11 protein-coding genes and 3 rRNA genes are annotated in these 14,881 nt (G+C 48.7%); 11 read left to right on the forward strand and 3 right to left on the reverse strand.

Annotated elements, in window-relative coordinates; genetic code table 11:
- Window positions 1–25 precede the first annotated feature (25 nt).
- The 3 genes from DYD62_RS22905 to DYD62_RS22915 all read left to right on the forward strand — a co-directional run bounded on the left by DYD62_RS22905 (window position 26) and on the right by DYD62_RS22915 (window position 2,319).
- Window positions 26–511, forward strand: a complete 486-nt coding sequence (locus DYD62_RS22905; RefSeq protein ID WP_115230197.1) for a methylated-DNA--[protein]-cysteine S-methyltransferase — start codon at window positions 26–28, stop codon at window positions 509–511.
- A complete protein-coding gene (gene xerD, locus DYD62_RS22910; RefSeq protein WP_115230177.1) occupies window positions 508–1,431 on the forward strand; it encodes a site-specific tyrosine recombinase XerD in 924 nt (307 codons plus the stop codon). The genes DYD62_RS22905 and xerD overlap by 4 nt, the downstream gene beginning before the upstream one ends.
- 63 nt (window positions 1,432–1,494) lie before the next feature.
- The gene (locus tag DYD62_RS22915) at window positions 1,495–2,319 is read left to right on the forward strand and encodes a mechanosensitive ion channel family protein (protein WP_115230178.1); all 825 of its coding nucleotides are present in this window, start codon (window positions 1,495–1,497) and stop codon (window positions 2,317–2,319) included.
- Window positions 2,320–2,385: 66 nt separating this feature from the next.
- On the opposite strand, the gene clpA is transcribed toward DYD62_RS22915, so the two are convergent.
- Window positions 2,386–4,650 (reverse strand): ATP-dependent Clp protease ATP-binding subunit ClpA, encoded by a 2,265-nt coding sequence (clpA, locus tag DYD62_RS22920; RefSeq protein WP_115230179.1) that lies wholly within the window; start codon window positions 4,648–4,650, stop codon window positions 2,386–2,388.
- On the reverse strand, window positions 4,647–4,958 hold the full coding sequence (clpS, locus tag DYD62_RS22925) for an ATP-dependent Clp protease adapter ClpS (RefSeq protein WP_046351600.1): 312 nt from the start codon (window positions 4,956–4,958) through the stop codon (window positions 4,647–4,649). The genes clpA and clpS overlap by 4 nt, the downstream gene beginning before the upstream one ends.
- A gap of 309 nt (window positions 4,959–5,267) precedes the next feature.
- Here clpS and DYD62_RS22930 point away from each other — a divergent pair, with 309 nt between their 5' ends.
- Together DYD62_RS22930 and DYD62_RS22935 are read left to right on the forward strand one after the other, a co-directional pair.
- Entirely contained in the window at window positions 5,268–5,471 is a 204-nt protein-coding gene (locus DYD62_RS22930; protein ID WP_046351601.1) for a cold-shock protein, read from the forward strand.
- Between the two features lie 114 nt (window positions 5,472–5,585).
- Window positions 5,586–5,789 carry a cold-shock protein gene (locus DYD62_RS22935; protein ID WP_046351602.1) on the forward strand — a complete coding sequence of 68 codons (204 nt, stop codon included), beginning with the start codon at window positions 5,586–5,588 and terminating at the stop codon, window positions 5,787–5,789.
- Window positions 5,790–5,923: 134 nt separating this feature from the next.
- On the opposite strand, the gene icd is transcribed toward DYD62_RS22935, so the two are convergent.
- Window positions 5,924–7,147 carry an NADP-dependent isocitrate dehydrogenase gene (icd, locus tag DYD62_RS22940; RefSeq protein ID WP_115230180.1) on the reverse strand — a complete coding sequence of 408 codons (1,224 nt, stop codon included), beginning with the start codon at window positions 7,145–7,147 and terminating at the stop codon, window positions 5,924–5,926.
- Between the two features lie 125 nt (window positions 7,148–7,272).
- Between icd and DYD62_RS22945 the strand changes: the two genes are divergently transcribed.
- The 6 genes from DYD62_RS22945 (at window position 7,273) to rrf (ending at window position 14,807) form a co-directional block, all read left to right on the forward strand.
- A complete protein-coding gene (locus DYD62_RS22945; protein WP_115230181.1) occupies window positions 7,273–7,896 on the forward strand; it encodes a pseudouridine synthase in 624 nt (207 codons plus the stop codon).
- A gap of 23 nt (window positions 7,897–7,919) precedes the next feature.
- The gene (locus tag DYD62_RS22950; protein ID WP_115230182.1) at window positions 7,920–8,369 is read left to right on the forward strand and encodes an NUDIX hydrolase; all 450 of its coding nucleotides are present in this window, start codon (window positions 7,920–7,922) and stop codon (window positions 8,367–8,369) included.
- A 33-nt stretch (window positions 8,370–8,402) separates the two neighbouring features.
- A complete protein-coding gene (mnmA, locus tag DYD62_RS22955; protein WP_172476537.1) occupies window positions 8,403–9,464 on the forward strand; it encodes a tRNA 2-thiouridine(34) synthase MnmA in 1,062 nt (353 codons plus the stop codon).
- A 352-nt stretch (window positions 9,465–9,816) separates the two neighbouring features.
- Window positions 9,817–11,350 (forward strand): 16S ribosomal RNA (locus DYD62_RS22960).
- A gap of 304 nt (window positions 11,351–11,654) precedes the next feature.
- Window positions 11,655–14,544, forward strand: a 23S ribosomal RNA gene (locus DYD62_RS22965).
- Between the two features lie 148 nt (window positions 14,545–14,692).
- Window positions 14,693–14,807: ribosomal RNA gene (gene rrf / locus DYD62_RS22970) — 5S ribosomal RNA — on the forward strand.
- The 16S, 23S and 5S rRNA genes sit together here, the layout of an rRNA operon.
- Window positions 14,808–14,881: the final 74 nt, after the last annotated feature.

Here is a 14,881-nt window from a genome sequence, read left to right on the forward strand (position 1 = left end):
CGTTTCCATAACATCTGGATTTGTTATGCGTATCGAAAGTACCGATCGTTATGCCGTTATTTCCAGCCCTGTTGGCCCCATTGGTCTGGCCGAGAGTAATGAGCGTCTTGTTTTAGTCGAATTTCTTCCCTTCTCTGCTCCTATGCAGATGGCTCATGGCACTTTGCTGCAGAATGCTGCTTATCAGTTGGCGGCTTATTTCCAGGATCCTTTTTTTATTTTTGATTTACCTTGGGCTTTGTCTGTCAGTGAGCATCAGAGTAAGGTCTTGGATGAAATAGCGACGATTCCTGTTGGGCAGCTGCAAACCTATGCAGAAATTTCTAGGCGAATTCATTCAAGCCCTCGTGCTGTTGGTGGTGCTTGTGGGCGTAATCCTTTACCTTTGCTAATCCCTTGTCATCGGGTTGTGGCCGCTGCAGGTTTAGGTGGTTTTAACGCTGGCCGCAATGGTGTGGACTGGTTGCCAATTAAGCGCTGGTTGCTGAAGCATGAGGGCGTTGAAATATGAACGAAGACCTTATGGATGAACAGCTGGTATTGATTGATGAGTTTTTGGATGGTGTATGGCTTAGTGATCAGTTATCTAAGAATACAATTGACAGCTATCGTCGTGATTTACTGATTTGGGCTCATTGGCTAATAACAGAGCGTAAATGCAATTTGCTGGCTGCAGACCGGGAGTGTGTTCAAGCCTTTTTGGCTAGGCAGGCGCGTGATATGAAGGCTGCAACTTTGGCTAGGCGTATGGCCAGCTTGCGAAAATTTTACCGGCACTGGATTTTATCCGGGCAGGCTGGTTTTGATCCAACTGCGGAGCTAACGGCTCCTAAGCGAGTGCGCCCTTGGCCAAAGGCGTTGGATGAAGCAAGGATAGAAGCGCTTTTGCAAGCGCCGGAGATTGATCAGGCTAGTGGTCTGAGAGACAGAGCCATGCTGGAGTTGATGTATGCAACCGGTTTACGGGTTACTGAGCTGGTTACTTTGCCTTTGGGGCAGATTAAATTACGTGAACGCTATGTGCAGATATTGGCTGGTAAAGGTGGCAAACAGCGTTTAGTGCCGATGGGGGAGGTGGCAGCCGATTGGGTTGAGCAATATTTAGCGCACTCTCGGCCAGCCCTGGTGGGGGGGCATCAGGTGGCAGAAGCTTTTGTAAATCAGCGGGGGCATGCATTAACTCGCCAGGGTTTTTGGTACATCATTAAACAATATGCAGCTGCTGCTGGAATTGATAACAAACATTTAAGCCCTCATGTTTTACGGCATGCATTTGCCACCCACTTGTTAAATCATGGTGCGGATTTACGTGTGGTGCAGATGCTATTGGGGCATGCAGATATTACAACCACACAAATTTATACTCATGTCGCGACAGCTCGTTTGAAATCGTTGCATAAAGAACACCATCCGCGTGGTTCTCGTTCATAAGCGCAATCGCTGTATGCTAACCTCATAATTAACCCGCCGTCTGGCGGCTTTTGGGGATAGAGAATGGATGCAACGTGGGCGCAAAAATACCAGGATCTTGCCATGGGCTATGTGGCTGAGTTTGGTGTGAAAATCATTGCTGCAATTGCTTTTTGGGTAATCGGCAGATGGTTAATTGGCTTAGCAGTACGTTTAGTACAAAGTTCTTTAGGTAAGCAGAAGGTAGATCCAACCGTTTTGCGTTATGTGGGTTCTGTCATTACGGTTACACTGAATATACTTTTAGTCATTGGCATTCTGGGGTATTGCGGTATTCAAACCACGACCTTTGCAGCTTTAATTGCTGCCGGTGGTATTGCAATTGGGATGGCCTGGTCTGGCTTGCTGGCTAATTTTGCTGCGGGTGCATTTATTATTGTTTTACGTCCATTTAAAGTGGGGGATTTTGTTGCCGTAGCAGGCATCGTAGGCACAGTCAGTGAGATTGGCTTGTTCTCTACCATGCTGAATACGCCAGACAATGTAATGACATTAATCGGAAACAATAAAATTTTTTCCGATAATATTCAAAACTTCACCTTGAATCCATTTCGTCGGGTTGATTTAAAAGCACAATTGGCCGGAAGTACAGATCATGTAGCAGCGATGCAGGTTTTGCGCGAAAAGATTGCTGCGATTCCGAATGTGCTTGCAGAGCCCAAGGTCGATGTAGAAATTCTTGAGTTTAATTTGGTTGGCCCGGTCTTGGTGGTGCGCCCGTATTGCCATAATGATCACTATTGGCAGGTTTATTTTGATACCAATCGCACTATTAAAGAGAGCCTTGCTGCAGCTGGGTTTCCAGTGCCTATGCCTGCACAAACCGTTGTGGTGCAACAACAGGTTTAATTCTTATTGGGTTTGGAATAAAAAAGCCCCTTCTTGAAATGAGAAGGGGCTTTTTGTTTAGGAGAATCAGGCAGGTATCGCTATTTTATTAGGGATTTCTAAGCTGACTTTTCCATCATCATCAATATCAATTGTAACTTCACCACCATGAATTAAGCGGCCAAATAGTAATTCATCGGCCAGCGCCTTGCGGATGGTGTCTTGAATTAATCTGGCCATTGGCCTTGCTCCCATTAATGGATCAAAGCCTTCGGCAGCAAGATGTGTTTTCAAGGCCGGGGTGAAATGTGCTTCTACTTTCTTTTCCTGTAGCTGGACTTCGAGCTGAATCAGGAATTTATCCACAACTTGCATAATAATTTCATGCGAGAGTGGGGCGAAAGGAATAATTGCATCCAGACGGTTGCGGAATTCTGGTGTGAACATGCGCTTAATTTCTTGCATCTCATCCCCAGTCTGCTTGCTGCTGGTAAAGCCGATGACCGATTTTGTGAGCGTTTCTGCTCCCGTATTCGTTGTCATGACGATAACTACATTTCTGAAGTCAGCTTTGCGCCCGTTATTATCTGTAAGCGTGCCATGATCCATCACTTGTAGCAGCACGTTAAAGATATCCGGATGAGCTTTTTCGATTTCATCCAGCAACAAAACTGCGTAAGGGTGCTTGGTAATTGCTTCTGTCAGTAAACCGCCCTGCTCAAAGCCAACATATCCCGGAGGTGCACCAATCAGGCGGCTTACTGCATGGCGCTCCATATACTCGGACATATCAAAGCGCAGCAATTCAATGCCCATCGTATAGGCAAGCTGACGAGCCACTTCTGTTTTGCCAACTCCTGTGGGGCCGCTAAATAAGAACGCACCAATTGGTTTTTGTGGGTTGCCTAAACCCGCACGAGCCATCTTGATAGAGGTGGCCACAGATTCAATCGCTTTTTCCTGACCAAACACAACATGCTTAAGATCGCTCTCAAGTGTTTTTAGCGTGTTACGGTCATCTGTAGAGACACTCTTGGGCGGAATCCGTGCAATCTTTGCAACGATTTCTTCGATCTCGTGCTTATTGATGGTTTTCTTTTGTTTCGATTTTGGCAGGATTTTTTGCGCCGCTCCGGCCTCATCGATTACGTCAATGGCTTTGTCTGGCAAATGACGATCGTTGATGTATTTTGCAGAAAGTTCCGCTGCAGTTGTCAGCGCTGCCAGTGTGTATTTCACGCCATGGTGTTGCTCAAACTTATCTTTCAGCCCCTTAAGGATTTCAATCGTTTGTTCTACTGTTGGCTCAGGTACATCGATTTTTTGGAAGCGGCGTGATAAAGCGTTATCTTTCTCAAAAATGCCGCGGTATTCGGTGTAGGTTGTTGCGCCTATGCATTTCAAAGAGCCGTTAGATAAGGCAGGCTTAAGCAGGTTAGATGCGTCCAGCGTGCCTCCAGAGGCTGCTCCAGCACCCACCAGTGTGTGAATCTCATCGATAAACAGCACCGCATTGCGCTCTTCCTGAAGCTGTTTGATTACTGCTTTTAAACGTTGCTCAAAATCACCACGGTATTTGGTGCCCGCCAGAAGCGCACCCATATCCAGTCCGTATACAGTGGCATCTTTAAGCACATCCGGTACATTGCCTTCAACAATCCGGCGGGCCAACCCTTCTGCAATCGCCGTTTTGCCTACGCCAGCTTCCCCCACGAGGAGTGGGTTGTTTTTGCGGCGGCGGCAGAGCGTTTGAATCACGCGCTCTAATTCGTGCTCACGACCAATCAGAGGATCAATACGTCCGGAGATAGCCTGTTGGTTTAAGTTTTCAGTAAAGCTGCTGAGCGCGCCCCCTGTTGTTGTTTCTTCTTCGTGTTCTTCATTTTGCTCTGTGCGCGGAATCGGCTGCTGGGCGTTGGCCGATTTTGCAATGCCATGAGCAATAAAGTTCACCACATCCAGGCGGGTGATGGCTTGTTGGTGCAGGTAATAAACAGCGTGGCTGTCTTTTTCACCAAAAATGGCGACGAGTACATTGGCCCCGGTAACTTCTTTTTTACCCGAAGACTGCACATGCAGGATGGCGCGTTGAATGACACGCTGAAAGCCTATGGTTGGCTGTGTTTCAACTTCACCATCTCCAGACACAACTGGGGTGTGCTCTTTTACAAAATCACCCAGCTGGCGGCGCAGCTCGTCCATGTGTGCACCGCAAGCGCGTAACACTTCAGCTGCTGAAGGGTTATCAAGCAGTGCAAGTAAAAGATGTTCCACGGTAATGTATTCGTGGCGTTTTTGCCTCGCGTCCGTAAAGGCCATGTGGAGGCTGACTTCTAGTTCTTGGGCAATCATTCGTTCACCTCCATTGTGCATTGCAGTGGTTGCTGATGTTGCCTGGAATACTGGCTGACCTCTGCGACCTTGGTGGACGCAATGTCCTTGGGGAAGACCCCACACATTCCGCGTCCCTCTGTGTGAACTTTAAGCATAACCTGCGTTGCTCGTTCACGGTTCATTCCGAAAAATTTTTCTAATACATTGATGACAAAATCCATCGGTGTAAAGTCATCGTTTAGCAGAAGTACACGCCACAAAGCGGGTGGTGGTGAGAGTGTCGATTGCTGATTAAGTTCGGCATCGGTTTGATGCTGTGCAGGCATTTTTCTACCATATCGTGTGGTTTATAATCATTTTGGTCCGCCCCTGTTCTTTTTCAAGCTCTGATCTGCATGAAGATGGGTAGATGGCGTGCCTGCTCTTTTTTATTGTGGTTTTTTTATTGAGTATAAGCATCTATTTTTAGAATTTTACTTGACCTCCGGTGTAAAAGTCGCGTAAAAAGGTGGCTCGAGTTTGATGTACAAGTTTCTGCAGTACCGGTTTGGCCGTTTTGCTGGTCTTGGACCTCAAACCTCATGGTGCCTCTTCGAGGCGGTTCATGTTTTACAAGTTGATAGGAAAGACCCCAAATGGCTCTGGGCACTGTTAAGTGGTTCAATGATTCTAAAGGCTTCGGCTTTGTTACTCCAGACGAAGGCGGCGAAGACATCTTCGCTCACTTCTCCGCGATCAACATGCCAGGCTTCAAAACCTTGAAAGAAGGCCAACGCGTTTCTTTCGAGATCACCAATGGTGCTAAAGGCAAACAAGCCTCTAACATCCAAGCTGCTTAATCTCAGCTAGGTGATATGGTATCCCGCTCACGCGGGTTTTTTCGGACCAATCCCTTAACCGGGCCTCATTTCTGAGGTGGTCCATGTTTCATCGTTTAGATAGGAAGTGCCAAAATGGCTCTAGGTACCGTAAAGTGGTTCAATGATTCTAAAGGCTTCGGCTTTGTTACTCCAGACGAAGGCGGCGAAGACATTTTCGCTCACTTCTCAGCGATCAACATGCCAGGCTTCAAAACTCTGAAAGAAGGCCAACGCGTTTCTTTCGACATCACCAATGGTGCTAAAGGCAAACAAGCCTCTAACATCCAAGCTGCTTAATTAGCCGCTGGTGATCAAAAACCCCGCCAAGGCGGGGTTTTTTCACGTCTGTGGTTTGTGCATCATCGTTTTGATTAAATAAAAACCCCGCCGAAGCGGGGTTAGATCTGGCTAGTTTGCCGGAGTTAGTATTACTACATACGTTCAATAATTGCTTTACCAAAGCCTGAGCAGCTTACTTCTGTAGGATTGTCCATTAGGCGGGCAAAATCGTAAGTAACAATCTTGTCGGCAATGGTTTTTTCCATCGCGGCGATAATCAGGTCGGCAGCTTCTTTCCAGCCCATATGACGCAACATCATTTCAGCAGAAAGCAGTAGCGAGCCTGGGTTTACTTTGTCCTGGCCGGAATACTTTGGCGCTGTGCCGTGCGTTGCTTCAAACATGGCAACGCTGTCAGATAAGTTGGCGCCCGGAGCAATTCCAATGCCGCCTACCTGTGCTGCTAAGGCGTCAGAAATATAATCGCCATTCAGGTTGAGTGTTGCAATTACATCGTATTCAGCTGGACGTAAGAGGATTTGCTGCAAGAATGCATCAGCAATTACATCTTTAATGACGATGCCGTTTGGCAGTTCAAGGTATGGGCCGCCATCAATTTCTACACCGCCAAATTCTTTCTTGGCTAATTCGTAGCCCCAAGTGCGGAACATGCCTTCGGTGTATTTCATGATGTTACCCTTGTGAACAAGGGTAACGCTCTTGCGGTTGTTGTCGATTGCGTACTGGATTGCACGACGTACTAAGCGCTCGGTACCTTCTTTGCTTACGGGTTTGATGCCGATGCTTGATGATTCTGGGAAGCGAATTTTCTTCACGCCCATTTCATTTTGCAAGAAGTCGATGACTTTTTTAGCGCCTTCCGATTGTGCGTCCCACTCGATGCCTGCGTAGATGTCTTCGGTATTTTCACGGAAAATAACCATTTCGATCTGTTCTGGGTGCTTAACAGGGGAAGGAACACCCTGGAAGTAACGAACCGGGCGCAGACAAACATAAAGATCAAGTTGTTGACGCAGTGCTACGTTCAGTGAGCGGATGCCACCTCCAACTGGTGTTGCCAGCGGGCCTTTGATCGATACAACATATTCTTGCAGTGCCGCTAATGTTTCTTCGGGCAGGTAAGTGCCATCCGGATACAATTTGGAGGCTTTTTCACCACAATAGATTTCCATCCAGTGGATTTTGCGGCCGCCACCGTAGCATTTCTTTACCGCAGCATCGACAACGTCGATCATGACCGGGGTGATATCTACACCAATGCCGTCGCCTTCGATGAACGGGATAATCGGATTATCTGGAGTCGCAAGGTTTTGGACGATTTTCGCGCCATCTTGCGGAACTTTGATCAGGCTCATCTGTGTATTCCTGTTGTGTCGAGTGGTTTGTCGCATTTCGTCGGCTGGTATTGTGAATTTCTTGTGGGGCGCCGACGAAAAAACAGCCTATTATCGCTGTTTTGTAGCAATACTGCCAAGCCGCTATGCCTCAGCTTATACTTTTAAATAAACCTTACGGGGTGATCTGTCAGTTCTCCCCTTCGCCACCGCATGCTTCGCTGGCTGATTTTGTTCCTATTAAGGATGTTTATCCAGCAGGGCGTTTAGATACTGACTCAGAAGGCTTGTTGCTTTTAACGGATTCAGGGCCTTTGCAGGCGAAAATTGCCGACCCTAAGCATAAATTGCCTAAAACATATTGGGTGCAGGTAGAGGGTAGCCCGAGTTTGTCAGATTTACAGCCTTTGCTGACGGGCGTGGATTTGGGCGATTTTATTACTCAGCCCGCGCAGGTACGTGTCATTGATGAGCCTGCAAATTTATGGCCTCGTGTGCCGCCTGTCCGTTACCGGGCAAGTGTGCCAACAACTTGGCTGGAAATTATTATTAGAGAGGGCAAAAATCGCCAGGTGCGGCGTATGACGGCCAAGGTGGGCTTTCCAACATTGAGATTGGTTCGCTACGCAATTGGTGATTGGTCTTTAGATTCTTTGCCTTTGGGGACTTGGCGGGCTGAGACGGTTGCAGCTCCTCGGCCCGTTCATGCTGTGGCTGAGCCAAGCAAGCCTAAACAGCGTGGCCGTCGTGGACCCAATAAAACGCGCTAATTTATTCCTTGAGGGGGACGTTAATGTGGAAGCCTAATGCAACAGTTGCTGCTGTTATTGAAGAAGCGGGGCGGTTTTTATTAGTTGAGGAGCGCATTCAGGGAGAGTTAAAGCTTAACCAGCCCGCTGGGCATATTGAGTATGGTGAAAGTATTGTTGAGGCGGCGATTCGCGAAACATTGGAAGAAACGGCCTATCATTTTGTGCCTCGTTTCTTAATTGGAATGTATCAGTGGTCGCCACCAGGGCGACCAGAGTTAACATATCTTCGTTTTGCATTTGCTGGTGATTTGGCTGGCGTTGAGCGCGGCCGTGTTTTAGATGTGGATATTGAGCAGGCCGTGTGGCTGACGCGGGATGAGATCGTGGCACGCTCCGAGCAGCACCGTAGCCCCCTGTTATTGGCATGTATTGATGATTATTTGGCGGGGCGTCGTTATCCGCTGGAAATCTTGCGTGATTTTGATCGTTGAAATGATCGTAGTTTGTTTACTGGAAATATAAGTATGTCTGACAAAATTGTAGTAGGCCTTTCTGGCGGGGTAGATTCCTCTGTAACGGCGTGGCTATTAAAGGAGCAGGGCTTCGACGTGGTTGGCGTCTTTATGCAAAATTGGGAAGATGATAATACCGATGAGTATTGTTCAATCAAAGAAGATAGTCTGGATGCGATCTCGGTGGCAGATAAAGTAGGTGTTGAGATTGAGCTGGTCAATTTTGCTCAAGAGTATAAAGAGCGGGTATTCAGTTATTTTTTGGCAGAGTACTCGGCGGGTCGCACGCCTAATCCGGATATCCTCTGTAATAGTGAAATCAAATTTAAATGCTTCCTTGATTACGCCATTAAATTAGGCGGCACTAAGCTGGCAACGGGGCACTATGCCTCAAGCCGGGTGCGCCCGGATGGTCGTACAGAGCTGCTTCGCGCTAAAGACAGCAGCAAAGATCAAAGTTACTTCTTGTATAAACTTAGCCAAGAGCAAGTTGCCCATGCGGTGTTCCCGTTGGGCAATATGCTGAAAACAGAAGTGCGTGAGTTGGCAGAGAGAATTGGCCTGCACAACGCCAAGAAAAAAGACAGTACCGGGATCTGTTTTATTGGCGAGCGCCCGTTCCGTGAGTTTCTTAATCGCTACTTACCTAAAGTGCCAGGGCCTATGGTTACGCCTGAAGGTCAACTTATGGGTGAGCATATGGGGCTGATGTACCACACCATTGGTCAGCGTCAGGGCTTGGGGATTGGAGGAGAGGGCGCGCCTTGGTTTGTTGCAGGAAAGGATATGGCTAAAAATGAGCTGATCGTGGTGCAGGGGCATGATCATCCTTTGCTGCTTAAAAACACTTTGCAGGCACAAGATCTTTCCTGGGTATTAGGTGAGTCGCCTGCGCTGGGGCGCTACACTGCGAAAACACGTTACCGCCAGCAAGATGCCGCATGTGAGTTGGTCTGGATAGACGATGGGCGTTGTGAGTTACGCTTTGATGAGCCGCAGTGGGCCGTTACACCGGGGCAATCGGTCGTGCTGTATGACGGAGAGGTCTGCTTGGGCGGCGGAATCATTATATAAAACACGATATACCCGAACATTACTTCTATTTTAAACGGGCCGCAGGAAGGTGCGGCTTGTTTGCTTTTTTAATACACATTTGTGTTTGATATAAATCAACTACTTAGCGTATTACTACAATTTTATTGCATGCTAGTGGTTGACGTCACAGGCCTAGGGCCGTATATTTCGGCCTCTCGCTGCAGCACACACAGCAACACGGTGATGTCACAGACGAGGCGATCTTTAAAAAAATACAGTCGATGAGTGTGAGTGCTTGATTCGGAAGCGAAACAAGTGCTTACATGAGTAAGGTGCATTCAGCGATGGATGTGCCGAATAAAGTAAGTCAGTAAGTACTAGCTTAGTGATTAAACTAAAGAGTTTGATCCTGGCTCAGATTGAACGCTGGCGGCATGCTTTACACATGCAAGTCGAACGGTAACAGGGTGCTTGCACCGCTGACGAGTGGCGAACGGGTGAGTAATATATCGGAACGTACCTAGTAATGGGGGATAACTATCCGAAAGGATAGCTAATACCGCATACGCCCTGAGGGGGAAAGAGGGGGATCGCAAGACCTCTCGTTATTAGAGCGGCCGATATCAGATTAGCTAGTTGGTGAGGTAAAGGCTCACCAAGGCCACGATCTGTAGCGGGTCTTAGAGGACGATCCGCCACACTGGAACTGAGACACGGTCCAGACTCCTACGGGAGGCAGCAGTGGGGAATCTTGGACAATGGGCGCAAGCCTGATCCAGCAATGCCGCGTGCGTGAAGAAGGCCTTCGGGTTGTAAAGCGCTTTTGTTCGGGAGGAAATCCTAGTGGCTAATATCCATTGGGGATGACAGTACCGGAAGAATAAGGACCGGCTAACTACGTGCCAGCAGCCGCGGTAATACGTAGGGTCCAAGCGTTAATCGGAATTACTGGGCGTAAAGGGTGCGCAGGTGGTTGATTAAGTGTGATGTGAAAGCCCCGGGCTCAACCTGGGAATTGCATTGCAAACTGGTCAACTAGAGTATGGCAGAGGGGGGTGGAATTCCGCGTGTAGCAGTGAAATGCGTAGAGATGCGGAGGAACACCGATGGCGAAGGCAACCCCCTGGGCTAATACTGACACTCATGCACGAAAGCGTGGGGAGCAAACAGGATTAGATACCCTGGTAGTCCACGCCCTAAACGATGTCTACTAGTTGTTGGGGAATTCGTTCCTTAGTAACGCAGCTAACGCGTGAAGTAGACCGCCTGGGGAGTACGGCCGCAAGGCTAAAACTCAAAGGAATTGACGGGGGCCCGCACAAGCGGTGGATGATGTGGATTAATTCGATGCAACGCGAAAAACCTTACCTAGCCTTGACATGGTTGGAATCCCTGAGAGATTGGGGAGTGCCGCAAGGAACCAATACACAGGTGCTGCATGGCTGTCGTCAGCTCGTGTCGTGAGATGTTGGGTTAAGTCCCGCAACGAGCGCAACCCTTGTCCTTAGTTGCTACCATTTAGTTGGGCACTTTAAGGAGACTGCCGGTGACAAACCGGAGGAAGGTGGGGATGACGTCAAGTCCTCATGGCCCTTATGGCTAGGGCTTCACACGTCATACAATGGTCGGTACAGAGGGTTGCCAAGCCGCGAGGTGGAGCTAATCTCATAAAACCGATCGTAGTCCGGATTGGAGTCTGCAACTCGACTCCATGAAGTCGGAATCGCTAGTAATCGCGGATCAGCATGTCGCGGTGAATACGTTCCCGGGCCTTGTACACACCGCCCGTCACACCATGGGAATGGGTTTCACCAGAAGTAGGTAGGCTAACCGTAAGGAGGCCGCTTACCACGGTGGGATTCATGACTGGGGTGAAGTCGTAACAAGGTAGCCGTAGGGGAACCTGCGGCTGGATCACCTCCTTTCAAGAGAAGACTTTTGGATTGAGTACTCACACTCATCGACTGTAGGTTTAGGGATTGTTGATTAGGATTCAGAATTGATGTGATTTAATAAAGTCACATTTATTCTGGTTTCTAAAATCAGCAAGACAGTAACTTGATCTTTAAAAAAATAGAAGAAGTAATACTCAAATTTAGAAATAAATAAGGGTAGATTGTATCAAAATCGATTGTTCGAAGTCAGAACTGAATAATCGATGTCGCAAACAAAGCGAAATCAGATACTTCGAATTGTATTAACTTTGTTGATACGTGTTTGAGGTTATAGGATCAAGCGACTAAGTGCATCTGGTGGATGCCTTGGCGATGATAGGCGAAGAAGGACGCGTTAGCCTGCGAAAAGCACGGGGGAGCTGGCAAATAAGCATTGATCCCGTGATATCCGAATGGGGAAACCCGGCCCTTTTGGGTCATCCATGACTGAATACATAGGTCATGAGAAGCGAACTCGGCGAACTGAAACATCTAAGTAGCCGAAGGAAAAGAAATCAACCGAGATTCCCAAAGTAGTGGCGAGCGAAATGGGAAGAGCCTGCATGTGATAAATCAAACTTTAGTGGAACAGTCTGGAAAGTCTGGCGACAGTGGGTGATAGCCCCGTACACGAAAAAGATTGGTTGGTACTAAGCATGCGACAAGTAGGGCGGGACACGAGAAATCCTGTTTGAAGATGGGGGGACCATCCTCCAAGGCTAAATACTCATCATCGACCGATAGTGAACCAGTACCGTGAGGGAAAGGCGAAAAGAACCCCGGGAGGGGAGTGAAATAGAACCTGAAACCGGATGCATACAAACAGTGGGAGCCCTTGCAAAATGGGGTGACTGCGTACCTTTTGTATAATGGGTCAGCGACTTACGTTCAGTAGCAAGCTTAACCGAGTAGGGGAGGCGTAGGGAAACCGAGTCCGAATAGGGCGCATAGTTGCTGGGCGTAGACCCGAAACCAAGTGATCTATCCATGGCCAGGATGAAGGTGCGGTAACACGCACTGGAGGTCCGAACCCACTAATGTTGCAAAATTAGGGGATGAGCTGTGGATAGGGGTGAAAGGCTAAACAAACTTGGAAATAGCTGGTTCTCCTCGAAAACTATTTAGGTAGTGCCTCATGTATCACTGACGGGGGTAAAGCACTGTTATGGCTAGGGGGTCATCGCGACTTACCAAACCATGGCAAACTCTGAATACCGTCAAGTGCGAGCATGGGAGACAGACTGTGGGTGCTAACGTCCATGGTCAAGAGGGAAACAACCCAGATCGCCGTCTAAGGTCCCAAATAATCAGTTAAGTGGAAAACGAGGTGGGAAGGCATAGACAGCCAGGATGTTGGCTTAGAAGCAGCCATCATTTAAAGAAAGCGTAATAGCTCACTGGTCGAGTCGTCCTGCGCGGAAGATGTAACGGGGCTCAAACTGATAACCGAAGACGCGAATATGCACGATGTGCATATGGTAGAGGAGCGTTCCGTAGGCCTGCGAAGGTGTCTTGAGAAGGATGCTGGAGGTATCGGAAGTGCGAATGCTGACATGAGTAGCGATAATGCGGGTGAAAAGCCCGCACACCGAAAACCCAAGGTTTCCTGCGCAACGTTCATCGGCGCAGGGTGAGTCGGCCCCTAAGGCGAGGCAGAAATGCGTAGTCGATGGACAACGGGTTAATATTCCCGTACCGATATAAAGTGCGATGGGGGACGGAGAAAGGTAGGTCAGCCCACTGTTGGAATAGTGGGTTTAAGCGAGTAGGCGTGTGGCTTAGGCAAATCCGGGCTGCTTTAACGCTGAGACGTGACGACGAAGTCTTCGGACTGAAGTGATTGATCCTATGCTTCCAAGAAAAGCCTCTAAGCTTCAGCTTTATATTGACCGTACCGCAAACCGACACAGGTGGGTAGGAAGAGAATTCTAAGGTGCTTGAGAGAACTCAGGAGAAGGAACTCGGCAAATTATCACCGTAACTTCGGGAGAAGGTGAGCCCATATTAGGTGAAGGCCCTTGCGGCTGGAGCTGACATGGGTCGCAGAGAAATGGGGGCTGCGACTGTTTATCAAAAACACAGCACTCTGCAAAGTCGAAAGACGACGTATAGGGTGTGACGCCTGCCCGGTGCTGGAAGATTAAATGATGGGGTGCAAGCTCTTGACTGAAGTCCCAGTAAACGGCGGCCGTAACTATAACGGTCCTAAGGTAGCGAAATTCCTTGTCGGGTAAGTTCCGACCCGCACGAATGGCGTAACGATGGCCCTACTGTCTCCTCCTGAGACTCAGCGAAGTTGAAATGTTTGTGAAGATGCAATCTCCCCGCTGCTAGACGGAAAGACCCCGTGAACCTTTACTGTAGCTTTGCATTGGACTTTGAAGTGGTTTGTGTAGGATAGGTGGGAGACATTGAAGCATGGACGCTAGTCTGTGTGGAGTCGTCCTTGAAATACCACCCTGACCCCTTTGAGGTTCTAACCTTGGTCCGTTATCCGGATCGGGGACCGTGCATGGTAGGCAGTTTGACTGGGGCGGTCTCCTCCCAAATTGTAACGGAGGAGCTCGAAGGTCGCCTAGGTACGGTCGGACATCGTACTGATAGTGTAATGGCATAAGGCGGCTTAACTGCGAGACAGACAAGTCGAGCAGGTGCGAAAGCAGGACATAGTGATCCGGTGGTTCTGAATGGAAGGGCCATCGCTCAACGGATAAAAGGTACTCCGGGGATAACAGGCTGATTCCGCCCAAGAGTTCACATCGACGGCGGAGTTTGGCACCTCGATGTCGGCTCATCACATCCTGGGGCTGTAGCCGGTCCCAAGGGTATGGCTGTTCGCCATTTAAAGTGGTACGTGAGCTGGGTTCAAAACGTCGTGAGACAGTTTGGTCCCTATCTGCAGTGGGCGTTGGAAATTTGAGGGGGGCTGCTCCTAGTACGAGAGGACCGGAGTGGACAGATCTCTGGTGTACCGGTTGTCACGCCAGTGGCATCGCCGGGTAGCTAAATCTGGAAGAGATAAGCGCTGAAAGCATCTAAGCGCGAAACTCGCCTCAAGATGAGATTTCCCCAAGGCTTTAAGCCTTTTAAAGGGTCGTTCGAGACCAGGACGTTGATAGGTCGGGTGTGGAAGCGCAGTAATGCGTTAAGCTAACCGATACTAATTGCCCGTAAGGCTTGATCCTATAACCTGAAGCGCGTGTGTGCGACGGTATAATCTACCCAAGATTAGAGCTGAATTTGAGAAACAAGCAGTACAAAGTAATATATTACTTCTTCTATTGAACTGAACGCGTTGCAGAGTAGTAAGTGCAACGAGTTAACCCGTTAAAGTCTGGCGACCATAGCGAGGTGGTCCCACTCCTTCCCATCCCCGAACAGGACAGTGAAACACCTTAGCGCCGATGATAGTGCAGATTACCTGTGTGAAAGTAGGTCATTGCCAGACACCCTAAGCCGTACCAAGACCCCGTACTCGAAGAGGCGGGGGTTTTGCTTTTGCGCGGAAGAAATGCGCGCTGT

Origin of the sequence: Iodobacter fluviatilis, from assembly GCF_900451195.1 — a bacterium.
GTDB lineage: Bacteria > Pseudomonadota > Gammaproteobacteria > Burkholderiales > Chitinibacteraceae > Iodobacter > Iodobacter fluviatilis.